Here is a 21,266-nt window from a genome sequence, read left to right on the forward strand (position 1 = left end):
GGGCATCCCGGGGGGCTCAGGCCGGGTAGAGGTCGAAGGTCGGCGTGTGGCGGGGACCCGCGGCGACGTTCAGCGCCGGGTCGACGGTGAGGATGGCCTGGTGGAGCCGTTGCAGTTGCGGTGCGGGCTCGACGCCCAGCCTTCCGACGAGGAGCCTGCGCAAGCGCCGGTAGACGCCGATGGCCGCGGCCCGCCGGCCGGACCGGTACAGCGCGACCATGGCCTGCGAGTGCAGCCCCTCGTGCAGGGGATGGTGGGTGACGAGCCCGGCCAGTTCGGCCAGGAGCTCGCTGTGGCGGCCGAGTCGCAGATCCACGTCTATGCGGCGTTCCAGCGCCACCAGCCGGGCCACCTCCAGACGCCGCCGTTCCATGCCCAGGATCCGGCCACAGGGCACGCCGGCCAGCACCGGCCCCTGCCACAGGGCCAACGCCGCGTGGTAGGAGGCCGCCGCCCTCTCGTCATGCCCGGTTTCGAAGGCCGCGTGGCCGGCCGCGACGAGCTGCTCCTGCGCGTGCACGTCGACCGCGGCCGGCGGGATCCGCAGCGCGTATCCGCCCTGGCAGGTGACCAGGACGTCCTTGGCGGGGCGCGGGATGTCCGGCCCCGGCGTCGCGTCGAGTCTTCTGCGCAGTTGGGAGACGTAGGTCTGGAGGGTGGTCAGCGCGCTCTGCGGCGGCTCGGCGCCCCAGAGTTCGTCCATCAGCGTCGCCAGCGGGACCATCGATCCGGCGTGCAGGGAGAGCAGGGCGAGGATCTGACGCGGCTTGCCCGCCGTCGGCAGGATCGACGTTCCGTTCGCCGTGACGTCGAAGGGGCCCAGAATTCGAACCTTCACAGTCTCCTCCAGACCTGTCGGAGTCCCGTACCAAGCCAGTACGTGAGTACGGTTCAGGAACCGTATTCGGCCGGGGGACCGCGTTCCGGACTCCTTGAGCGCCTGTCGAGCGGGCGTCGATCGGTCGTCCAGAGACCCGGGTGAGGCGGGCGGGGCAGGGGGCCCACACCCGGTCACGCGCCTCAGTCGATGCCCCGGACGATGTGCGCCTCCTCCTCCATGTCCTCGTCCGTGCCCGCGAGATGGATCAGGGGTGCCGTGGCGGCTCGTGGGGAGGTCTCGTCAGTCTCCTCGTCGTACACGATGTCCTCCTTGACAGGGTCAGTAGCGGTAGTGGTCCTTGTGGCCGAAGCCGGCCGGGGAGAGGTCGGCGACCTTGACGTCGGTGGAGTCAGCGGACACTGAGGCTCCTTGGGGTCCGGATCGTGCGGTGGATGTCGAGTGCCGCGGACGAACGGTTCAGGGTGATGTAGTGCAGTCCTGGGGCGCCTTCGGCGAGCAGCCGTTCCGCCATGGCGGCGGCGTGCTCCACGCCGATGCGGTGGCCGGCGGCCGGGTCGTGGCGCGCGGCGTGCAGTCGCCGGGCGAGGTTTTCGGGGAAGGCCGCGTTGGACAGCCCGGCGAAGCGGCGGATCTGCCGGTAGTCGGTGGCGGGCATGATCTCCGGGACGATCGGGATGTCGCAGCCGGCCGCCGCCACCCTGTCGCGCAGCCGCAGGTAGTCCTCGACCCGGAAGAACATCTGGGTGATGGCGTAGTCGGCGCCCGCCTTGCACTTGGCCACGAAGTGGCGGACGTCCGACTCCCAGTCCGGCGATCGGGGGTGCGCCTCCGGGAAGGCCGCGACCCCGATGGTGAACCCGCCGAGCGAGCGGACGAGTTCGACGAGCTGCCAGGCATGGGTGAAGCCGTGCGGGTGCGGAGTCCACGGCCCCTTCGGGTCGCCGGGTGGGTCGCCCCGCAACGCCAGCACGTCCCGCACCCCGGCGTCGGCGTACTGCCCGATGATGTGGCGCAGTTCGGCGACGGAGTGGCCGACCGCCGTCAGGTGGGCGACCGGACGCAGGGTGGTCTCGGCGGCGATGCGGCGCGTGACGGCGACGGTCCGATCACGGGAGGAGCCCCCCGCGCCGTAGGTGACCGAGACGAAGTCGGGGCGCAGCGCCTCCACCCGGCGGATCGACTCCCAAAGGGTCCGCTCGCCGTCGTCGGTACGGGGTGGAAAGAACTCGAACGAGAACGTCGTCATGCCCGCCCGCCTCCCGTGTCGAAGCGGTCGAGGTTCTCGAAGTCCTCGAGGGTCGGCTCCTGGGCCTGGAGCGTCGTGCCCATGGCTCCGTCGGCCGCCACCACAGGGGCGGCCAGGGCCTCTCGCAACGCCCGGGTGCGCCACGCCCGGTCCCCTTTCACGACACACCCGCCAGCAGGGGCTCGACCGATCGGGCGGCCGCACGTCCGTAGGCCCGGTCGATCCGGCTCACCAGCTCGGCTCCCACGAGCTTGTACTCCTGCGTGCCCACCGACTCCAGTGCCAGGGTCGCCAGCGCGCAGCCGAGGCGGGCCGCGCTCTCGCAGGTCAGTTCCCGGGCGATCCCGGCAAGGAATCCCGCGCGGAAGGCGTCGCCGGCGCCGGTGGGCTCACCGCCCGTCTCGGCCGGCACAGCCGGCACGGTCACGCTCGTCGTGTGGGCGGAGGCGATCGTCACGCCCTCCGCTCCCCGGGTGATCACCCACACGCCGACCCTGCGCAGCACCTCCGGGGCGCTCCAGCCGGTGCGTTCCTGCAGCAGGGCCGCCTCGTACTCGTTGGTGAAGAGCCAGCGGGCTCCCTCGATCAGGGTTCTGGTCTGCCGGCCGTCGAGACGGGCGAGTTGCTGGGAAGGATCGGCCGCCACCGCGACGTCGAGATCGTGGGCGATCCTCGTGTGACGCAGCATGGCCCGGGGGTCGTCGGCGCCGACGAGCACCAGGTCCAGGCCCCCGCAGCCGCGTCCCACCTCGGCGAGACTGATCATCCTGGCCTCGGCCATCGCGCCCGCGTAGAACGTGGCGATCTGGTTCTGGTCGTTGTCCGTGGTGCACACGAAACGGGCGGTGTGCAGGGTGTCGCTGACACGGACCCAGGCGGTGTCGACGCCGGCCGCTCGCAGCAGAGCGTCGTACTCCGGGAAGTCGAGACCCGCGGCGCCGACGAGCACGGGGCGCAGCCCGAGCCTGCCGAGTCCGAAGGCTATGTTGGCGCCCACTCCCCCGCGCCGGACGTCGAGCCGGTCGGCCAGGAAGGACAGCGAGACATGCTCCAGCCTGTCCGTGAGCAACTGCTCCGAGAAACGGCCGGGGAAGGTCATCAGATGGTCAGTTGCGATCGATCCTGTGACGGCGATACGCATCACGGTCTCTCCTCGAACCCTGAGCCGCACAATGACGGCGGACGACGGGCGGATCACTGCGAGCGGCCGCGGACGGCGGCATGCGGGGCGGACGACGCCCGTCGGCCTGCCGAGGCCGGCCGTCACGAGCGCATCGTGTCCCGCATCGGGCCCCACGTTGTCCTCTGCCACTGAGGACTTCCTGGAAAGCCTCTGTCACTGCAGGTAGTCGCGCACGCTCGCCGGGTCGGTGGCGGCGAGGCCCACGTATCCGTCCGGGCGAACGAGGAACAGCCCGTGCGCCGCGTACGCCCGGTGGGCGTGGCCGTCGACGTCGACGAGGTCCGCATCCTCCCCCGGGTGACCGACGCGCAGGGCACGGACCGCCGCTCTGTCCGCGAAAGGGGCTGGAAGTGGGGCCGTACCGAAGGAGAGCAGAGTGAAGTGCGGGCCCCTGAACGCCTCGAAAAGGCGCGTCGGCGCGCCCGAACGATCCGCGCAGGGGGCGTCGGGAGCCCTGTCGCCGGCCTGGAGGGCGTCCTCGGCGACGCCGGAGCGCAGTTCACGGGAGAGCGGTCCACCGCGGTAACCGAGTTCCAGCTGTTGCAGATCTCCGCTGCGCCGGACGTCCTGGCCTTCCTGACGCCCTCGGTAGGAGCGATGGATGCGGGTGCTGATCCCGAGTACGTCCGCGGCGACCGGCCGGCGCTCCTCCTCGTAGGTGTCCAGGAGAGCGTCGTCCCCACCGTGGCGCAGCACCCGCTCCAGCTTCCAGCCGAGGTTGTAGGCGTCCTGGACACTGGTGTTCATGCCCTGGCCGCCCGCGGCCGTGTGGACGTGGGCGGCGTCGCCCGCGAGGAAGACCCGGCCGGCCCGGAAGCGGTCGGCCAGAGCCGCGCGGGCCTGGTGAACGGAGGCCCATGCCACCTCGCGCAGCCGCAGGCGCGGCTGCCGCGTACGGCGGGCGATCAGACGCCGGACGGCCTCGGGGTCGGCGTCGGGCGCCTCCTCCATGGTGTCGAAGCGGGCCACCAGTTGGTAGAGATCCGTCCCTTCGAGGGGGCGCAACAGGAATACCCCGCCCTCGGCGTGGGGCCACATGTGCCAGTGGTCGCGGTCGAGCCCCTCGACCGCGACGTCCGCGACGAGCGCCGGACCCGGGTCGACGTCGTCTCCCGTCAGGGCCACGCCGACCGCTTTGCGGGTGGCGCTGCGTCCACCGTCCGCCGCGACGACGTAGGCCGCCCGCATGGTGCGTCGCGAACCGTCGCCGTGCCGCAGCCGGACGCTGACGCCGTCCGGGTCCTGGACCAGCTCCGTGAGTTCGGTGCCGTACCGGACCCGGCCGCCCAGTGCGAGCAGCCGGTCGGTGAGCAGTTCGACCGTCCTCCACTGCGGCAGCATCAGGACTTCCCCGTAGGGGACGTGCGGGTCCGGCGCGCGTCGTTCGACGAGGTCCCAGGTGCCCAGCGGGGTCTCTCCGTCCCAGGACAGCATCGGCTGGCAGGGGCCGCCCGCGGCTCGTACGGCGTCCAGTACGCCGAGGTCCTCGAAGACCTCCTGGGTGCGCGGCTGCACGCCGGTGCCGCGCGAGCCGGGCAGCGCTCCGTCCGCACGTTCGACGATGTCGAAGCGGATGCCCCGTCGGGCCAGGTCACAGGCGAGGACCAGTCCGCTGGGGCCGGCCCCGACGATCAGTACCTCCGTAGCCGCCACGTGCACTCCCTCCGGAATCCCGCGGTGAGACGCCGGCGGCAAGCCTGAGGCCGGCGTCTCATGTTCCTCTGAAGGACCGGAAAAGCGACCGGCGGAACACCCGGGGCAGGGCCTGACGGGACCCGGAACCGGCACGGGCAGGCACGTGGAGCCACGGGCGGGGCTGGGCAGGCAGGACGGGTCGCCGGCGTCAGCCCACCGTGCTGAGCCGAACGTCGCCGTGTTCGTCCCTGGCCGACCGGCCGCCGTCCCCGCCGGTCATGAGTATGGAGCGCTGAAGCTTGCGCAGCCAGGCCGAGGGCTCCAGTCCCATGCTGCGCACCAGGGTGTTGCGCAGGCGCTGGTAGGCGTCGAGGGCCTCCCCTCGCCGGCCCGACCGGTACAGGGCCAGCATGTACTGGCCGCACAGCGTCTCATGGGTGGGATACCGCCTGACCAGCACCGTCAGTTCGGCGAGCAGCGACCTGTGCTGCCCCAGCCTCAGTTCGGCCTCTATGCGCCGGTCCAAGGCGCACAGCCGGGTCTCCTCCAGCCGCCGGGTCTCCGTCTCCAGCTGTTTGCCGGCCTGGATGTCGACGAGGGCGGGGCCGCTCCACAGGGCGAGCGCCTCGCACAGATACCGTGCCGCCTGCGAGAAGTCGCCGGCGTCCATGGCCCGGTAGCCCAGGCCCGACAGCCGTTCGAACTCGTGGACGTCACTGGTGCCGTCACCGCTTCGGAGGAGGTAGCCCCCCGGAAGGGTCATCAGGACGTCCTTGGCAGTGCGCCCCTCCCCCTCGGGCGAGCTCTCGAGCGCCGTGGTGATCAGCTCCCGCAGGTGGAGAACGTACGTCTGGATGGTGGTCCGTGCGCTACGCGGCGGGTCCGTGTCCCACAGCTCCTCGGCCAGCGCGTCCACCTGAACCACCTGGTCCGCCCGTACGGCCAGCAGAGCGAGTACCTGCCGTGCCTTGGGTGCGGTCGGAGTCACGGTCATCCCGTTCACCGATACGGCCAATGTGCCCAGTACCTGGATGTGCACGCCTTGTCCCCCTGTCGCTGTCGGCTGCGCGGTCCCGTTCGAACAACGGATCCCAGTGACCACGTCATCGAAAAACAATCCAGACGGTTTGTCAACGAAGGCAGGAGACACCCCGTTCGACGAGCCCGACCCGCGATGTCACCTCCACAAACAAGGTGAAAGGCGGACGAAATTTCCTCAATGGATCATTGGAAGTGCGAGCAATGAAACGGCAAAGCTTGATTTACCTCACCGTTAAGAAACTAGATGGACGGTTTCTTCTCGTCCATGTGTTCCGGCACCCCATAGAACTCCGACGCCCCGAACGTCCCCGGCCCCCCGGCCACGCCAGAAGTCCCGGCCGTACCGGACCCGGCCCGCGACGCCGCCCGGGTCCGGTACGGATGTGCCGCGAACAGAGGAAGCATCAGACCCCAGAAACGGTCGAGCCGTTCGCGGGAAACCCACGCCTCGTCCCTCATCGCCAGCGTCTCGAAACCGACCATCACGGCCAGAACGACCGCACCGACGGCGGGCCCGGACACCCCGGCCGCCAACTCCCCCGACTCCTCGGCCTTCACCAGCATCGCCCGCACCCAGGCCTGCCAGCGCCCCCACAGATCGACGCTGCTCTCCCGAGCGACGTCCGCGTCCAGCCGGAAGCCGGCACGTACGACAGCATCGTTCTCCACGCCCTCCATGAGCCCGTGCGTGGCGTCGACCACCAGCTGTAACGCTGCCTGCCCGCCGTTCCCCTGAATGCGCTCCAGGACGCGTTCCACGCGCGCTCCGGCCTCCTCCTCGATCGCTCTGGCCAGGTCGTCCTTGCTGCCGAAGTGGAAGTGGAGAGCCCCCCTGCTCACCCCGGCGACCTGGCTGATCAGGGGAAGCGACGCTCGCGCGAAGCCCTCCCTGGCGAATATCTCGGCTGCGGACTGCTCCAACGCCTCACGGGTTCGAATCGCACGGCCCTGCCTCGCCATCCACGCCTCCCCGGCTCCGGAACGCCCGCGGCCGCGGCCGACCGCCTCGCCCCGCCTCCTCTACGGCACCTGCCCGACCAAGTTAGCAAACCGTATAGACGGTTTTTAATGCTCGGCCGCATCCGGATCATGAGTTGACCGGGAACAGCTCGAGAGCCGGTCCGGAGTCGCTGGTGACGTGTGCGCGCGTGGAACGGTCGGACGGCCGCGCCCAGCCGGGATCGAACCGGGATCGAACCGGGTGAGGACTCGCGTTCCTCGGGTCAGACGTCCGCGTCGGCGCCCGCCTCCGCCGACGCCGCGTGCACCTCCGCCAGGACCCGGCCCCCCAGGTCCGGCGAGGTGTCGAGCCGCACGAGCACGGCCGGTGTCGCGATGGACGGCAGGACGTGGTCGAAGAGTTCGGACATGCGCAGCTCCAGATCGGCCCACCCGGACCTGGCCTGCGAGACGAACTGCACGCCGATCCACGCGCCGAGGAAGACCTCCGCGGTCCGCTCCGGCACCACATGGGGAAGCACCTCGCCCCGCGCCTTGGCCTCGGAGAGGTAACCGGCGGTGAGTTCCGTCCAGGCCGGCCACGCGCTGCCGAAGATGTCGCGGCCCTGGAGATCCGAGGAGAGCCGAACTCCGGCGAGGAGCATCGGCTCCCGCGGCAGACGTGCCGCGAGGGTCATGCCCGCGTCCACCCACTCCTGCAGCTTGAGTTCGCGGGGCAGCCGGTACTCATCGCTTATCTGGGCCTCGAGCACACCCTGGGCGAGCGCCGCCTTCGAGTCGAAGTGGAAGTACAGCGCGCCCTTGGTCACCTTGGCGCGATTGTGGATCTCGACGATCGTGGCTGCCGCGTAGCCGCGTTCGGCGAAGACCGCCGCGGCGGCCTCCAACACGGCACGGCGGGTACGTACAGCACGTTCCTGCTGAGCCACCGGGGAGCCTTCCCGCCGATATCAAACCGAATAGCACGTATTTTAATGCAGCCGGCTCCCGTTGAGGAGACGTCCGGATCACCAGGAGGGCCGGGCTCACCAGGCGGTTCGCCCCCCGTCAACGGTGAGGGTGGCACCGGTGACGAAGGAGGCCCGGTCGCTGCAGAGCCAGGCGGCCGCTTCGGCCACCTCGTCGGGATCGGCGGCTCGCCGTTGCGGAGCGGACCGAAGGGCTGCCTGCTCGGCTTCCGGGTGCACGGTGAACCACTGGTCGACCATCTCGGAGCGGGTCAGCCCCGGAGCCAGCGCGTTGACGCGGATGCCGTGTTCCGCGTATTCGACCGCCGCCGCTTTGGTCAATCCGATGACCGCGTGCTTGGAGGCGATGTAGGGCGCGGCCACCGATGTGGCTACGAGCCCGCCCACGCTGCTGGTGTTGACGATGGAACCGCTCCCGTTCGGCAGCATCGCCGCGATCTCGTGCCGCAGACAGTTCCACACCCCGGTCACGTTGACGTCCATGACGTGTCGGTAGTCGGCGTCGTCGGTCAGGTGCAGGGGTCTCTTCTCCACGCCGACCCCCGCGTTGTTGAAGGCGGCGTCCAGGCGGCCGTACTCGGAAAGCGCGAACTGGACCATGGCCCGGACGTCGGCCGGGTCCACGACGTCGGCGGCGACCCAGCTCACCGACGCCCCCTTCTCCCGCAGTCGCTCGGCGAGCCGGCGCAGTCGTTCCGCCCGGCGTCCGGCGAGGACCACGGTGGCCCCCTGCCGGGTGAAGACGTGGGCCGCCGCCTCGCCGATGCCGCTGCCGGCGCCCGTGATGAGCACGATCTTCTCGCCCAGCGGCGCCCGGTCACCGGCCATCGTCCACCCCCTCCGTCGCGGGACGGTCGTCGCCGTCCGGCCCGCGACTCCACGCCGTCCCGGTCGCCGCCTCGCGGTCGACGGTCCGCAGCAGACTCTCGTCGATGTCGCTCAGCGCGTCGACGACGTGCCGCACCCCGGCCGCCGCCATCAGGCGGCGCTGGTGAGCCGATTCGGCGCTGGGGTGCCCGATGAACGGCACGCCGAGCGATCGGGCGGTCTCGGCGACACGGGCCACGTCGTCGACGAAGACGGCCCGGTCGTATCCGAGGCCGAAGACGTCGCGGGTGATCTCGTGGACGCCTGGGCGGAAGCCGTCCGTGCAGATGTAGCCGGGGCCGTCGAAGAGGGAGGCGAACGCGCCGAGACAGCCGTCGAAGTGGGACCTGTCGAGACCTCCGTAGCACACGACCAGCAAGCCCAGGTCGCGCAGCGACCGCAACAGCTCCTCGGCCCCCTCGCGCACCCGCACCGGGTGCCGGGTCACGTACTCGTCCCGCCGTGCGAGGTACTCGGCGACCAGTTCGCGGGGAGGCACGCTCGCCCCGGTCGCCTCGGCGAACACGGTGGCCGCGGCGATCTGCGGCTGGGAGAGGAGGGCGTACTCGACCTCGGACGTGTACGCGCCCCCGTGGGCGATCACCATCTCCCGGATGACGGGGCTGAACGTGTCGTTGAGCAGGACTCCGTCGATGTTGACGGCGGCGAGTCGCAGGTGCTGCAAGGGGACGGGCACGTCAGCCCCTCTCTCGGTCGGATCGCGACCGGACCGCGCGGGATGGCCCGAGGAGCACCGGAAGCTCGCGGTGACCGGTGGATATGAACGATTCGAGCGGGCGCAGGCGCTCCCGCGGAACGGCAAGGGCCATCTCGGGGAAACGCTCGAAGAGGGCGGGCAGGGCGGTCGTCGCCTCCGCCATCGCCAGCGGTCGGCCGAGACAGTGGTGGACGCCGTGCCCGAAGGCGAGGTGGTCGTGGGAGGCGGCCCGGGTGGGGTCGAAGCGGTCGGCGTGGGGCCCGTACCGGTCGGGGTCGCGTCCCGCCGCGGCCAGGGAGAGGAGGATCGGTTCTCCTTTGCCGATCCTCACCCCGTCGACGTCGATGTCCTCGACGGCGAAGCGCAACGGGACGTTGGCGATCGGACCTTGGGAGCGCAGCGTCTCGTTCACGACCGCTTCCCAGTCGACGCCGCCGTCCCGGACCAGGCGCAGTTGCCCGGGTTCGGCCAGCAGCACGGTGATCGCGTGGTCCAGCAGGCCGACGGTCGTCTCGTGGCCGGCGCCGATGACGAGCAACAGCGTGTCGACGAGTTCCTTCTCGGAGAGCCCGGCTCCCTCGTCGTCGCGCACGGCGATGAGGTCGCTGGTCATGTCGGAGGCGGGGCGGGCGCGTTTGTGGGCCACGAGATCGCTCAACAGGGCGTACAGCTCGGCCTGGTTGGACTGGGCCTGTTCCGAGGTGGTGCTCGTGGTGAACAGGACGTCGACCACGCGGTGGAGGTCCTCCCGGACGGCCTCGGGCAGGCCGAGCAGTTCGGAGATCACCTGTATGGGCAGCGGGACGGCGAACTCCCGTCGCACATCGACGGGTCGGTCCGCGGGCAGGCGGGACAACCCGTCGAGCAGAGTCTCGGTGATGTCGGCGATCCGGGGCTGGAGTTGGCCGGTGCGCCGAGCCGTGAACGCCCGGGCGATGAGCTTGCGCAGCCGGGCGTGCTCGTCTCCGTAGGCCGTGAGCATGTTGCGCACCGACACCCACATGGCCAGGGGCCAGGAGTCGTCGACCTCGCCGTCGATCCAGGCGGGCCAGTGCCGGTAGGCATCCTTCGACACCCGGGGATCGACCGTCAACTGCTTGACCGTGGCGTGCCGGGTGACGGCCCAGGCCGCCACCCCGCCGGGCAGCAGCACGCGGGTGACCGGGCCGCGGTCCCGTAGCAGCGCCGCCTCCGCCTGGACGTCTCGCCCGGTCGGGTCCAGCGTCACTGGTTTCGTTACCGCACGGTCGGTTCTTTTCGCCATGGGCAGCTCGCAATGTCGTGGGCCGCTTCGGCCGCTCGGGGACCGAGCGGCCGGTCCGCCCAACCTACTGACACGACACAGCCAGGAAAAGGCGCACAATGACCCTCATTTACGGAATATCGCCATCCGCATGGTTTGAAACGACTTTTACCCAGGCGGCAGTTGAGAAGAAAACCGGTAGGTACGTATCTTAGGGGCCCGGCACCAGCTACCCGTCCTTCACTCGATCAGTGGAGATGTCGATGACCTTGGTTCAGCCCCCCATCGATGCGCCCGCCGCGCAACTGCCACGGTTGACGTCGACCGTTCCCCGCGAGTACGTCCACAGAGCGAGTCTGGCCGAGGTCTTTCTCACCGCCTGCACCAAGCAGGACGGGACGCACTTCGAACTCACCGGCCAATGGCCGCGCGCACACACCTTCTTCCAGAGTGCGGACGGCAGGGAGCACGATCCGCTGCTGGTCGCGGAAACCTTCCGGCAGACCGGTCTCTTCCTGGCGCACACCGAGCTGGGCGTACCGCTCGGTCACCATTTCGTCATGCGCGATCTGGCGTTCGCCGCCCGACTTCACCGGCTGTCCGTCGGTCTGACGCCCACGGACATAACGCTGACCGCCGTCTGCGGGGAGATCACCCGCCGAGGCCGCACGACCGGCGGGTTCCGCATGGATCTGACGCTGCGCCGCGACGGCGCGGTCATCGCCACCGGCGGCGGGCAGTTCACCTGCGTCGCGCCGGCCGTGTACCGCAGGCTGCGCGGCCCGGGAGCGGACCGGTCGAGCGTCGCCGTGCCGCCGCCGGGGGGTCGGCTCAGGCCGAGCGACGTGGTCCTCTCCTCCACCACCCGGCCGAACAGGTGGCTGCTCACCCCGGATCCGGGCCATCCCGTGCTGTTCGACCACGCCGGCGACCATCTGCCCGGGATGGTGCTGCTGGAGGCGGCCCGGCAGGCGGCGACCCGTCACCGCGCCGTCCCCCCGATGCGCCCGTCAGCGATCTCCACCACGTTCTACCGCTACGCCGAACTGGACTCACCCTGCTGGATCGAGGCCACGCCGCTGCCCACCCGGGGCAGCTCTGTCGCCGCGGTCCGGGTGACCGGCCGTCAGGAGAACCACGAGGTCTTCTCCTCCGTGGTCAGCGGCCCCCGGGTGGCTGTGACCGGGTGAAGGGACGCCTCCCGTCGGCCGGACCCGCACGACTGCGGCGTTCATGGGAGGGTCGCTGTCCGTACGTACTCGGCGAGAACCGCCGAGCCGTTCCGCGGGACGACTCGCATCCCGCCCATCGCCTCCGTGGCGCCCACACTCCCCGGGACACCGACCACCGCGACCGCCGCGGGATGCACGCCGTCCACGAGCAGGTCCGTGAGACGCGTGTCGGGCCGAGCGTTGAGCCGTCCGGGCCAGGCGAGCACCGCCGGGGGTTGTTCGGGGCCGGACAGCTCGAGGTCGCGCAGCGGGGCCCCCAGGCCCACGCCGAGCGCCTTCAGCACGGCCTCCTTGCGCGTCCAGGTGCGCAGGAAGGCGGACTTCCGTTCGGCGGGCGGACGGCCGTACAGCGCGGCGAGTTCGGAGTCGGCGAGTGCGACGCGGGCGGCGGAGTCGACGTCCAGACGGACGTCGGCCTCCTCGACGTCGAGGCCGACCTGTCCGTGTGCGCAGAGGGCGACGCCGATCAGCGCGCCGCTGTGGGTGACGGAGAAGTCGTACGGCGGCCGACCGGCCGGCGGCTCCTCGGCCGGCCCCTCCCGGGGCGTGTCGGGCGGCATGTTCGACGGCTCGTCCGACGGCACGGCCAGCCGGACCTTGCCGTGCGGGCCGCCGCAACGCGGACACACGCGTCGCAGCGGGACGTCCGCCGGGGGCAGGCCGAGCGCTTCGCCCAGGACCAGCCGGCTCAGGGCGCAGCCGACCAGGAACCGCTCCCGCGCCGCCTGGTCGACGGTCGTCTCGTACCGGCGGCGCTCCACGGGGTCGAGAAGTCCCAGGAGAGCCGCGCGGGCGTCGTCCAGACGGGCCCACCACACCTGCACGGGGTGTCCCGGCGCGGGGCCTCGTCCGGACGGCGGAGGCGAAAGGCCGATCAGTGCACGGCGCGCAGCATGCGCGTCACGTTGATGCGCGTCGGCGAAAGGCCGAGTTCCACGCTCTGCATCATCCGCTCGCCGTTGAGGCGGCCATAGGCGAGCAGATCCACGTTGGCCAGGCTGAATTCGGGCCAGGTGTGAATGCTCAGATGCGAGGCGGAAAGAAGAAGAATCGCGGTGACGGCACCGTTCGGGAAAACGTGCGACGCCTCACCGAGTACCGTGGCGTTTCCCTTTTCGGCGGCCGTGCGCAGCACCTGGAGGAGGCGCTCCTCGTCGGTCAGGATGCTGTGGTCGCTCACCCACACGTCGACGGCATAAGAGCAGAGATCGTCGACGTTTATACCCTCGGTGGCGAGGCTGGCGGAGTTGGTCATGGGGAAACCGGGGGTGACGAACCGCTGCCCCCGTCTCCTTTCATATAGGCGCTCGGTGGTGCCCAGGGTAGCATCCGGGACGCCCCGGGGCTCGCGCGCACAGAGGGGCAAGGGGGCCGGGGGGTACCGGACGGATTCAGCGGAAAACCAGCCCGAGCCCTTCCGGAAAGCCCCGCCCGATCCCCCGCCCGATCCTCCCTGGAAAACAGGATGGAGAAGAACGGGGAGAGCCTCGGCTCGAAATACTCGGTTTCCCTTTTCACCTACTCGAATTCCCCGCCGACCCTCTCTCCTTTCCCCGCCGCGCCTCTCTCTTTATCCCCGCGGCCCCTCCCTCGTTTCCCCGCCGTCGGAGCGGGGCCGGACGGCTCCCCACCAGCCCGTATACTCGATAGCCCCGGAATCCACCAATCAGCTTGCCTGGAGCAGCATTGTGACGAACGCGCGTCGGCATCCTCGGAGTACCACCGCCGATTCCGTGCTCACGGAAGTCGCGGACGCCGTCCGGCTCCAGGAGGGTCCGCCCGGAGTGCGGTCCGTCCTGCGCGCCCTGCGCCGGCTGGCCCCCGCCTCCACGAAGGAACTCAGCCGCGCGACCGGTCTGCCCGTCCCGATCGTGGCGGCCCTGGGCAACGAGCTGCGCCGCCGGGGCCTGGTCACCGAGGCGCGTCCGTCCCGGCTGACCGAGGCCGGGGCGGACCTGGTCGCCCGGCTGGGGATGGATCTCGTCCTCGACGCCACCTGCCGCACCTGCGACGGACGCGAGCTGGTCATCCCCGACGTGCTGGCCGAGGCCGTGCCACGGCTGCGCGCGCTCATGGAGTCGGGCCCCGCCGCGGACATGGCGATCGACCAGTCGCACTGCACGGCCGAGACCAAGGTGCGCCGGGTGCTCGCGCTGCTCACGGCGGGCGCGCTGCCGGGCGGCTCGCTGCTGCTGATCGGCGACGACGACCTCGTCTCCCTCGCCGTCGCCGTGGTGGGAGACGTCCTCGGCGGCCCCATCGTGGAGCGGATCACCGTCGTGGACATCTCCCCGGAGATCCTCGACCACATCCAGAAGATGTCGACCGGCCTCGGCACACGCGTCGAGACGGTCCAGCACGATCTGCGTGCTCCGCTGCCCGCCGAGCTCCACGGCCGGCACGACGTGGCCATGACCGACCCGCCGTACACCCCGGAAGGCGCCCGGCTCTTCCTCTCCCGTGCCGTGGAGGGCCTGCGGCCCGGTCCCGCGCACAGCGTCTTCTTCTCCTTCGGCGGCAAGAGCCCGGACGAGATGCTGGAGGTGCAGCGGGAGATCATGGCGCTCGGCCTGGTCACCAACGGCTACATCCGCAATTTCAACGAGTACGAGGGCAGCGGCATCCTCGGCGGGGTCGGCTTCTTCCAGCACCTCCTCACCACCAGCTCGACCGCCCCGTCCCAGCAGGGCGAATTCAGCGGCCCCCTCTACACGGGCGACAAGCGGACCCGTCAGCGCGAGTACACGTGCGTGGCGTGCGACGCCCGGGTGCGGGTCGGCCCCGGCGCCCGCTGGACGTCGGTCGCCGCCCTGCGCGAGGACGGCTGCCCCGAATGCGGCAAGGGCCCCTTCCGCCCGGGCCGCCTGGTGGCGGTGGAGGAAGCCCCGGCCCCGGCCCCGGCAGGACAAGCCGCGGCCCCGGTCACGACCACGGCTCCGGAATCCCCCGCCCAGTCACCCGTGACCGCGGTCGCGGCCGCCACCACCGCCCCCGCCGCCGCCGTAGCGCCCGCCACCGTCCCCGCCGCCCCCGCCGGACGCGCGTACGGCTGGCGTCCCCCGACCGACGCCGACCGCGCCGCGCTCGCCGAGCGGGCGCGGCCGTACGTCACCCGGCAGGCCGACGAGCGCGATCTGCCGGCCATCGGGCGGTTCGAGGCCGAGATCGCCCGGGTGTCGTTCGGTGAGGACGCCATCGACGACCCGGCCCGCTGGGAGTCCCGTCTCGGCCGTGCCATGGAGAAGTCGAAGGAGGGCATGATCGTCGCCCACCGGCCGGGTGAGGAACCGGTCGGCTGGTGCTGGGTGAGCATCAACCAGAACGCGATGACCGGCGACCGCTACGCCAACTTCCGCTCCCTGGCGGCCTCCCCGGTGGACAACCGCAGCGACGTCGCCGAACTCCTGCTGACGGCGGGCCTGGAGTTCTGTCTGGCGAACGGCATCACCGAGGTCGTCGGCCGGGTGCACGTGGGCAATGTCCCGATGCGCACGGTCTACCGCAAGTTCGGCTTCGATCCGACGAGCCTGTCGATGAAGCTGTTCCTGCCGAAGGAGGACGGCGCACGATGAGCGTCACGGACAGCTTCGACCCGGACCGGGTCAAGTGCGTCGTCTGGGACCTCGACGGCACCCTGTGGGACGAGGTCGCCGTCGAGTCGGCCACCGACGCGCTGCCCACGCCCCGCGCCGGGACGCTCGCCGCGATCGACGCGCTGGCGGCCCTCGGCGTGCTCAGCAGCATCGCGAGCCGCAGCGCGCCCTCGGTGCTCGACCGGCTGGAGACCGTGCCGGCGTTGCGTGAGCGGTTCCTGGCCCCGCAGGTGTCCTGGCAGGACAAGAGCGAGTCGCTGCGGATCATCGCGAAGGACCTCGGCATAGCGGTGGACGCCCTGCTCCTGGTCGACGACTCCCCCTACGAGCGCGCCGAGGTCGAGGCACTCCTGCCGGGCGTGCGCACCCTCGCCCCCGAGGACGTGCCCGCGTTGCTGGCCGCGTTCGAGGGCCGGGAGGTCACCCCCGAGTCACGTGAGCGCGTGCGCCGCTACCGCACCGAGGAGACCCGCCGGGCCGAGGGCGAGCGTTTCCGGGGTTCGCGTGAGGAGTTCCTGCGCTGGTGCGAGATGCGCCTCACCGTCGGCGCGGCCACGCCCGGCGAGGTCCCCCGCGCGCTGGAGCTCGCCGCCCGCACCCACCGTCTGAACTCCTCCGGTCTCACCCCCGGGCGGCTGCGCGAGCTGGCCGCGTCGGAGGGGCACGAGCTGTACACGGCCCGCATGACGGACCGTTTCGGCGAGTACGGCGTCATCGGCGCCGCCCTGGTCGACCGCAGCGCCCCCGGCGTGTGGTCCGTCCCGCTGCTCGCCCTGTCCTGCCGGGTCGCCGGCCGGGGCGCGGCGGCGGCCTTCCTGTTCCGGCTGATGCGGCGGGCGCGCGCGTCGGGGGCCGAGCAGTTCCGGGTGACGCTGCGTCCCACGGACGCCAACCTGGAGATGCGCATCCTGCTCCGCCAGGCGGGACTGCGCCGTACGGACGACTCCGCCGCCGGAGGCGGCGCCGGCGTCACCGCCGATTCCGCGGTTTTGGGCAGGAGCCTGCACGGCGACCTGCCCGAACCGCCCGCATGGCTGCATGTGGCCGAACGAGAGGACGCCGAGGCGTGACGGACACCCGAGACCGGGTCGCGGTGGAACGCGAACTTCGTTCGATGATCGCCGAGGCCGCCCGCCTGGACGACGCCTACATGGCGGAACTCCCCGCCGACACCGACCTGTTCGGTCCGCGGATCGGGCTCACCTCACTGGCCGGGGTGACTCTGCTGGGCGCCGTCGACCAGCGCTTCGGCGTGGACGTGGCCGCGCTGGACCTGAGTCTGGACAGTCTGCAGTCCATCGCCACCCTGGCCGACTTCGTCACGACACACCTCCAGCGCGCATAGCCACCCGTCTGTACGCGTGCCCTGTTCAAAAAGGGTGATCCGTACGGCCGTGCCGTGACCCGGTCAGGGCGGCGGCGTTGAACGGGGAGTGCGACGGCGCCCCCTGCCGTCGTGCGAACCGAATCACTTAAGGAGAACGTGATGTCTCGCATCGCGAAGGCGGCCGCTGTCGCCCTCGGCACCGGCGCCGTGGTGGTCAGCGGGGCCGGCCTGGCCATGGCGGACGCGGGTGCGCAGGGCGCGGCCATCGGCTCGCCGGGCGTCCTGTCGGGCAACGTCGTCCAGGTTCCGATCCACATCCCGGTCAACGTCTGCGGCAACACCGTCAACGTCGTCGGCCTGCTGAACCCCGCGTTCGGCAACACCTGCGCCAACGTCAGCGACCACGGCAAGGACGGCGGCGACAAGCACGGCGACCACCAGGGTCACGGCGACCACGGCGACCACGGCGACCACAACGGCTACGGCGACTGATCGGCGTTTCCCAGGAGAGCCCCGGCACCTCGAGCGCCGGGGCTCTCCCCTGTTGTGGGCGGCCTGCGTGCCCCTGTTGTGGGCGGCCTGCGCGGTCGGGCGTACCCGGCCGGCTGATGCGTACCGGGCCGGGTCGGGCGTCCCGCGCCGGGTCAGGCGTACCGGTAGATCCGGGACGCGTCCTCCATCTGGTCCGGGGTCACGTCCCACGGGGGCAGCTTCTCGTGGCGGGCGACGACCCTGCGGTACTGGCGGCTGCCCGGCCCCGGCGGCCGGGCCGGCAGGTAGCGGTGTTCGCGGTGACGCCTCTGCCAGCGTGTCCACAGCAGGTCGATGAAGGCGTGGTGCAGCCAGAAGACGGGGTCGTTGACGGAGGCGCCGCCGAGCATGACCCCGCCGACCCACCGGTGCACCCGGTTGTGGGTGCGCCAGGCCGCGCTGCCCGAGCCGGTCCCCCAGCCCTCCAGTTTGTTGCGGAAGCCCTGGACGACGGTCGAGTCCCAGGGCGAGACGTCGTAGACGGGGTCCTTCAGCGCCCATTCCACGTCGCTCCCGGCCGGCAGGTCGATCGGAGCGGCGGCGCGGCCGAGGTCCCGGGTGAGGAACTCGCCGTCGGTCACGTTCTCCCTGATGGTCCAGTTGCCCGTGGCGTACGCGAACGGCCCGGTCGTCACCTGGTGGTCGGAGCGGCGTCCGTTGCCGCCGAGCAGGTCCTTGGTCCAGGGCGCGGCGGTGGCGGTGCGGTCGCGCGTCCAGTCCCAGTACGGCACCGTCACCGAGGAGTCGACCCGGCGCAGCGCACCCTCCAGGTCCAGCAGGAACCTGCGGTGCCAGGGCAGGAAGGAGGGCGCCATGTGGGCGGCGCGCAGGCCGCCGTCGCCGTCGGAGACGTAGTGGTCGATGTGCACGCGGACGAACTCGTCGTATTCGCCCCTCCTCTTGATCTCCAGCAGCGCGTTCACGAAGCGCCGACGCTCGGCGCCGGTGAGCGTGCTGACGTCCTTACGGATGTAGGCCATGGTGTCCCCCCATGAGCGTGTGGTGGTGTGCCGGACCGTCCTCCCGCAGCCCCTCCCCCGGGCCGAGACCGTCGACGGCGGCTCGGGCCGCCTCCAGCGGGGTGGCGTACGAGCGGTAGTGGTCGACCATGCTCAGCCAGGTGCCGTCGGCGCGGCGCATCAGGTGCAGGGGGCGGCCGTCGACCGTGACCTCCCACTCGGCGTCGGCCTCGGCGGCGCGTCCCGGCGAGGTGAGGACCCCTTGGATGTGCCGGCCCCGGTAGGTCTCGTCGAAGGAGTCCCCGAGGTCGCCGTCCCCCGGGCGCAGGGGCCGGGAGGCGGCGACGACGGGGACGATCGCCAGGGCGGCGGCTCCGCCGAGCAGTGCGCGCAGCAGGTCCCTGCGCCGTGTGCGGCGTGCCGGGCCGGATCTGGCCGCGTCCACCGCGACTGCGTTCACGGGGATTCCGTCGACGCTGACGACCATGGTGTGCTCCTCGTCGGGAGAGGTGGTCCGGTTCGGTTCTTCGGTGGGGTAAACGCCGAGTGGGCCCGCTGGTCACCGCCTGGGACCCGAACGGCCCGCGCCGATCCGGGCGCCGGGCATGGCGACGGGCCCGGACGACGGTGTCCGGGCCCGTGGTCGTGGCGTCGGGTCCGCCGCCCTAGAGCCCCTTGCTCAGGTCGAGGTCGGCGCCGGGCACCGCCTGCAGCACGGGCGTGATCACGCCCGCCTCGGGCAGCTTCAGGTCCGGCAGGCCGAAGTGGTCGGGGTTGGGCGCGGTGAGCGGGGCGTCCAGGGTCAGGCCCGGGCCGAGCGTGCGCAGGTCGGAGGCGGGGGCGTCGAGGCCGACGTGGTTGAACTCGTTCCCGAGGATCTCCGGCAGGGGCGCCCGCAGTCCGAGACCGGGCAGCCCGGCGGCGACGGGCAGCTGCGGGACGGCGCGCTCGGGGAGGAGGCGGCCCTCGACGAACCGCGGGCCCTCGGGCGCACCCGGCGTCGGCAGCGGGATCTCGCCGCCGACGGTGGGCAGTTCCACGTTGAGGGACTTCTCGACGCCGTCCAGCGGAACGGGGACGGGGACCGTGCCGATCGCGGCTGCCGGGGTCACGGAAGCGGCGGCTCCGGCCGCGGCCGCCACACAGGTGATCACTGCGGCGAGGGTTCCTCGGGTGGTCGACTTCATCTCGGGTACGGGCCCTTTCGGTGGAGTTCGGGGGCGTTGCGTCCGTACCGGGTAACGAGCCGGAAAACGGCATCAGTTCACAATTCCCCCGAGTGTCGCAATAGTGCTACGGACACATCGGCGCGACGGGCATATGAGGACGACTGACGTCGGTACGACGGACACATGGTCAGCTCGTCCAGAAATCCCACCATCGGGTCAGAATCAGAATGCCGATCACCCCGATGTGCGACAGCGGCAGCACCCAGGTGAATTCGGCGAGGAAACTCCGCACGCCCGCCGGGGCGGGCAGAAAGCCGTGGCGTACGTCGAACGAAAGGACGTACCAGAACAGGAGGATCGTGGCGACCCACGCCAGACAGCACCACAGGCACAGCGCGTTGATCCGGTACAGCGACTCGAACTGCAGCCAGGACACGAACCCGAGGCCGAAGAGGCAGCCGGCGGTGAACGTCAGCCAGTACCAGCGGGGGAAGGCGGCCCGGGCCAGCAGGCTCGCCCCGACGCACACGACGATCCCGTAGGCCACCAGGCCCAGCATCGGGTTGGGGAACCCGAACGCCGAGGCCTGGTCGCTCCGCATGACGCTGCCGCAGGAGACCACGGGGTTCAGGCTGCACCCGGGGGTGAAGCCGGGGTCCTCCAGCAGCTTGAACTTGTCGAGGGTGATGACCCAGGAGGCCAGCAGCCCGGCCGCACCGGCGAGGACCAGCAGCAGGGCGTACGCGCGGCCGCCGCCCACGGCCCCCGGCTGCGGGCGCGGCTGCGGCATCAGCCGCGCAGGCGACGGGCGGGCAGGACGATGTGCGCCGCCGCCGTGAGGGTCTCCTCGGCGCCCGCGAACGCGGCCAGCGCCTCGGGCGTGACGGCCTGGCCGGGCATGGCCTCCGGCCAGGCGCGGGCGGTGAAGACGAGGTAGGCGTAGCCGCGCTCCTCGACGGCCGCGAGCCACTCCCGCGGCGGCAGGCACTGGGCGTTGAGGCTCGGCATGTTCAGGACGGCAGCGCCGGACTCGACGAGCAGGCTGAACGGCAGACTCGGCCGCTCGGTGCCGTCGACGACGTCCCCGCCGACGGACATGCCGTTGTCGGAGAGGAACCGCCCGATGGCGAGGGCCGTCCCCTCGGGCCCCTCCTCGGTGTCACCGAGGGAGTAGGCCAGGAGGTAGGGCATGTCATGGCCGTCGGGGGCCTCGCCGCTCCACGGCATCACGACGAGGGTGCCCAGGTCGGCCACGCGGAAAGGGCGGGTTGCGCTTGGGGTTGAGGTCACCGCGCGACCATATCGGCGCGTCGGCGGGCCGCCCGACGTGTTCTCACCCGACCGGGGGACGTCGGTCCGCTGCTCCACACGAACGAGGGACGCGCCGCTCGACCCGCCTCGAACAGCGTCAGGGCCGGCCCCGTCGGTGACGGGACCGGCCCTGACGGCGGGGGCGTCTCAGCCCTGCAGCGGGAGTCCGCCGAGGAGCGGGTTGTGGGTGTTGAGTGCGCCCGTCGCGCCCTTGACGGCGCTGAGCACGGAGTCCTTGTTCTCGGTGTCGAGCGCGTCCGACTGGTGCTGCAGCGGCATCGCGTCCTCCAGGTTCACGGGGCCTCTGGCGAGGGTGTCCACGGCGCCGTTGAGGCTGGTGGGCGTGAGGTCGGCGGGGGTGGCGAACGCGGGCGCGGCGATGCCGGCGAGGACCACGGATCCGGCGACGGCAGCGGCAGCCTTCAGGGACTTCATCGGATTC

The 21,266-nt window shown here is 71.4% G+C and carries 24 protein-coding genes; 5 read left to right on the forward strand and 19 right to left on the reverse strand.

Annotated elements, in window-relative coordinates; all coding sequences use genetic code 11:
* Window positions 1-16: 16 nt before the first annotated feature.
* The 11 genes from ACZ7DE_RS07950 to ACZ7DE_RS08000 all read right to left on the reverse strand — a co-directional run bounded on the left by ACZ7DE_RS07950 (window position 17) and on the right by ACZ7DE_RS08000 (window position 10,687).
* Window positions 17-838 (reverse strand): AfsR/SARP family transcriptional regulator, encoded by an 822-nt coding sequence (locus tag ACZ7DE_RS07950; RefSeq protein ID WP_470758851.1) that lies wholly within the window; start codon window positions 836-838, stop codon window positions 17-19.
* A gap of 391 nt (window positions 839-1,229) precedes the next feature.
* On the reverse strand, window positions 1,230-2,087 hold the full coding sequence (gene metF / locus ACZ7DE_RS07955; RefSeq protein WP_470758852.1) for a methylenetetrahydrofolate reductase [NAD(P)H]: 858 nt from the start codon (window positions 2,085-2,087) through the stop codon (window positions 1,230-1,232).
* Window positions 2,084-2,248 (reverse strand): hypothetical protein, encoded by a 165-nt coding sequence (locus tag ACZ7DE_RS07960; RefSeq protein ID WP_470759003.1) that lies wholly within the window; start codon window positions 2,246-2,248, stop codon window positions 2,084-2,086. The genes metF and ACZ7DE_RS07960 overlap by 4 nt, the downstream gene beginning before the upstream one ends.
* Window positions 2,245-3,228: a carbohydrate kinase family protein gene (locus tag ACZ7DE_RS07965; protein WP_470758853.1), complete on the reverse strand. Its 984-nt coding sequence runs from the start codon at window positions 3,226-3,228 to the stop codon at window positions 2,245-2,247. The genes ACZ7DE_RS07960 and ACZ7DE_RS07965 overlap by 4 nt, the downstream gene beginning before the upstream one ends.
* 195 nt (window positions 3,229-3,423) lie before the next feature.
* On the reverse strand, window positions 3,424-4,923 hold the full coding sequence (locus ACZ7DE_RS07970; protein ID WP_470758854.1) for an FAD-dependent monooxygenase: 1,500 nt from the start codon (window positions 4,921-4,923) through the stop codon (window positions 3,424-3,426).
* Window positions 4,924-5,113: 190 nt separating this feature from the next.
* Entirely contained in the window at window positions 5,114-5,944 is an 831-nt protein-coding gene (locus tag ACZ7DE_RS07975; RefSeq protein ID WP_470758855.1) for an AfsR/SARP family transcriptional regulator, read from the reverse strand.
* Window positions 5,945-6,186: 242 nt separating this feature from the next.
* Window positions 6,187-6,906: a ScbR family autoregulator-binding transcription factor gene (locus ACZ7DE_RS07980; protein WP_470758856.1), complete on the reverse strand. Its 720-nt coding sequence runs from the start codon at window positions 6,904-6,906 to the stop codon at window positions 6,187-6,189.
* 263 nt (window positions 6,907-7,169) lie between these two features.
* Complete coding sequence (locus ACZ7DE_RS07985) at window positions 7,170-7,835, reverse strand: ScbR family autoregulator-binding transcription factor (protein ID WP_470758857.1); 666 nt, start codon at window positions 7,833-7,835, stop codon at window positions 7,170-7,172.
* 96 nt (window positions 7,836-7,931) lie between these two features.
* Window positions 7,932-8,702, reverse strand: coding sequence for an SDR family NAD(P)-dependent oxidoreductase (locus ACZ7DE_RS07990; RefSeq protein ID WP_470758858.1), 771 nt, complete (start codon window positions 8,700-8,702; stop codon window positions 7,932-7,934).
* Window positions 8,692-9,438: an HAD family phosphatase gene (locus ACZ7DE_RS07995; RefSeq protein WP_470758859.1), complete on the reverse strand. Its 747-nt coding sequence runs from the start codon at window positions 9,436-9,438 to the stop codon at window positions 8,692-8,694. Before ACZ7DE_RS07995 ends, ACZ7DE_RS07990 begins: the two co-directional genes overlap by 11 nt.
* Before the next feature lies 1 nt (window position 9,439).
* Entirely contained in the window at window positions 9,440-10,687 is a 1,248-nt protein-coding gene (locus ACZ7DE_RS08000) for a cytochrome P450 family protein (RefSeq protein WP_470758860.1), read from the reverse strand.
* A 278-nt stretch (window positions 10,688-10,965) separates the two neighbouring features.
* Between ACZ7DE_RS08000 and ACZ7DE_RS08005 the strand changes: the two genes are divergently transcribed.
* Window positions 10,966-11,892 carry a ScbA/BarX family gamma-butyrolactone biosynthesis protein gene (locus tag ACZ7DE_RS08005; protein ID WP_470758861.1) on the forward strand — a complete coding sequence of 309 codons (927 nt, stop codon included), beginning with the start codon at window positions 10,966-10,968 and terminating at the stop codon, window positions 11,890-11,892.
* Window positions 11,893-11,933: 41 nt separating this feature from the next.
* On the opposite strand, the gene ACZ7DE_RS08010 is transcribed toward ACZ7DE_RS08005, so the two are convergent.
* Both ACZ7DE_RS08010 and ACZ7DE_RS08015 read right to left on the reverse strand, forming a co-directional pair.
* A complete protein-coding gene (locus ACZ7DE_RS08010) occupies window positions 11,934-12,758 on the reverse strand; it encodes a 4'-phosphopantetheinyl transferase family protein (protein ID WP_470758862.1) in 825 nt (274 codons plus the stop codon).
* A 50-nt stretch (window positions 12,759-12,808) separates the two neighbouring features.
* Complete coding sequence (locus ACZ7DE_RS08015; protein WP_069773010.1) at window positions 12,809-13,189, reverse strand: S-adenosylmethionine decarboxylase family protein; 381 nt, start codon at window positions 13,187-13,189, stop codon at window positions 12,809-12,811.
* 478 nt (window positions 13,190-13,667) lie between these two features.
* Here ACZ7DE_RS08015 and ACZ7DE_RS08020 point away from each other — a divergent pair, with 478 nt between their 5' ends.
* From ACZ7DE_RS08020 to ACZ7DE_RS08035, 4 genes are all read left to right on the forward strand, one after another.
* On the forward strand, window positions 13,668-15,506 hold the full coding sequence (locus tag ACZ7DE_RS08020; protein WP_470758863.1) for a GNAT family N-acetyltransferase: 1,839 nt from the start codon (window positions 13,668-13,670) through the stop codon (window positions 15,504-15,506).
* Window positions 15,503-16,597: an HAD-IIIC family phosphatase gene (locus ACZ7DE_RS08025; RefSeq protein ID WP_470758864.1), complete on the forward strand. Its 1,095-nt coding sequence runs from the start codon at window positions 15,503-15,505 to the stop codon at window positions 16,595-16,597. The genes ACZ7DE_RS08020 and ACZ7DE_RS08025 overlap by 4 nt, the downstream gene beginning before the upstream one ends.
* The gene (locus ACZ7DE_RS08030) at window positions 16,594-16,872 is read left to right on the forward strand and encodes an acyl carrier protein (protein WP_470758865.1); all 279 of its coding nucleotides are present in this window, start codon (window positions 16,594-16,596) and stop codon (window positions 16,870-16,872) included. Before ACZ7DE_RS08025 ends, ACZ7DE_RS08030 begins: the two co-directional genes overlap by 4 nt.
* Window positions 16,873-17,013: 141 nt before the next feature.
* Entirely contained in the window at window positions 17,014-17,346 is a 333-nt protein-coding gene (locus ACZ7DE_RS08035; RefSeq protein ID WP_470758866.1) for a chaplin, read from the forward strand.
* A gap of 152 nt (window positions 17,347-17,498) precedes the next feature.
* Here the strand turns inward: ACZ7DE_RS08035 and ACZ7DE_RS08040 are convergent, their stop codons facing one another.
* The 6 genes from ACZ7DE_RS08040 to ACZ7DE_RS08065 form a co-directional block, all read right to left on the reverse strand.
* On the reverse strand, window positions 17,499-18,365 hold the full coding sequence (locus tag ACZ7DE_RS08040; protein ID WP_470758867.1) for a tyrosinase family protein: 867 nt from the start codon (window positions 18,363-18,365) through the stop codon (window positions 17,499-17,501).
* On the reverse strand, window positions 18,349-18,831 hold the full coding sequence (locus ACZ7DE_RS08045; protein ID WP_470758868.1) for a tyrosinase family oxidase copper chaperone: 483 nt from the start codon (window positions 18,829-18,831) through the stop codon (window positions 18,349-18,351). Before ACZ7DE_RS08045 ends, ACZ7DE_RS08040 begins: the two co-directional genes overlap by 17 nt.
* Before the next feature lie 178 nt (window positions 18,832-19,009).
* Complete coding sequence (locus tag ACZ7DE_RS08050; protein WP_470758869.1) at window positions 19,010-19,531, reverse strand: hypothetical protein; 522 nt, start codon at window positions 19,529-19,531, stop codon at window positions 19,010-19,012.
* A gap of 169 nt (window positions 19,532-19,700) precedes the next feature.
* The gene (locus ACZ7DE_RS08055; RefSeq protein WP_470758870.1) at window positions 19,701-20,303 is read right to left on the reverse strand and encodes a vitamin K epoxide reductase family protein; all 603 of its coding nucleotides are present in this window, start codon (window positions 20,301-20,303) and stop codon (window positions 19,701-19,703) included.
* Window positions 20,303-20,803, reverse strand: coding sequence for a DUF5949 family protein (locus ACZ7DE_RS08060; RefSeq protein WP_470758871.1), 501 nt, complete (start codon window positions 20,801-20,803; stop codon window positions 20,303-20,305). The genes ACZ7DE_RS08055 and ACZ7DE_RS08060 overlap by 1 nt, the downstream gene beginning before the upstream one ends.
* Before the next feature lie 168 nt (window positions 20,804-20,971).
* The gene (locus ACZ7DE_RS08065; protein ID WP_470758872.1) at window positions 20,972-21,259 is read right to left on the reverse strand and encodes a hypothetical protein; all 288 of its coding nucleotides are present in this window, start codon (window positions 21,257-21,259) and stop codon (window positions 20,972-20,974) included.
* Between the last annotated feature and the right edge of the window lie 7 nt (window positions 21,260-21,266).

The sequence above is a fragment of the Streptomyces sp. NPDC037083 genome, assembly GCF_055606485.1.

Bases quoted from the DNA above. Each gene is read 5' to 3' on its own strand.
- metF (WP_470758852.1), bottom strand. From the start codon at position 2,087: ATGACGACGTTCTCGTTCGAGTTCTTTCCACCCCGTACCGACGACGGC.
- ACZ7DE_RS07965 (WP_470758853.1), bottom strand. From the start codon at position 3,228: ATGCGTATCGCCGTCACAGGATCGATCGCAACTGACCATCTGATGACC.
- ACZ7DE_RS07980 (WP_470758856.1), bottom strand. From the start codon at position 6,906: ATGGCGAGGCAGGGCCGTGCGATTCGAACCCGTGAGGCGTTGGAGCAG.
- ACZ7DE_RS07990 (WP_470758858.1), bottom strand. From the start codon at position 8,702: ATGGCCGGTGACCGGGCGCCGCTGGGCGAGAAGATCGTGCTCATCACG.
- ACZ7DE_RS08005 (WP_470758861.1), top strand. From the start codon at position 10,966: ATGACCTTGGTTCAGCCCCCCATCGATGCGCCCGCCGCGCAACTGCCA.
- ACZ7DE_RS08015 (WP_069773010.1), bottom strand. From the start codon at position 13,189: ATGACCAACTCCGCCAGCCTCGCCACCGAGGGTATAAACGTCGACGAT.
- ACZ7DE_RS08025 (WP_470758864.1), top strand. From the start codon at position 15,503: ATGAGCGTCACGGACAGCTTCGACCCGGACCGGGTCAAGTGCGTCGTC.
- ACZ7DE_RS08035 (WP_470758866.1), top strand. From the start codon at position 17,014: ATGTCTCGCATCGCGAAGGCGGCCGCTGTCGCCCTCGGCACCGGCGCC.
- ACZ7DE_RS08040 (WP_470758867.1), bottom strand. From the start codon at position 18,365: ATGGCCTACATCCGTAAGGACGTCAGCACGCTCACCGGCGCCGAGCGT.
- ACZ7DE_RS08045 (WP_470758868.1), bottom strand. From the start codon at position 18,831: ATGGTCGTCAGCGTCGACGGAATCCCCGTGAACGCAGTCGCGGTGGAC.
- ACZ7DE_RS08050 (WP_470758869.1), bottom strand. From the start codon at position 19,531: ATGAAGTCGACCACCCGAGGAACCCTCGCCGCAGTGATCACCTGTGTG.
- ACZ7DE_RS08055 (WP_470758870.1), bottom strand. From the start codon at position 20,303: ATGCCGCAGCCGCGCCCGCAGCCGGGGGCCGTGGGCGGCGGCCGCGCG.
- ACZ7DE_RS08065 (WP_470758872.1), bottom strand. From the start codon at position 21,259: ATGAAGTCCCTGAAGGCTGCCGCTGCCGTCGCCGGATCCGTGGTCCTC.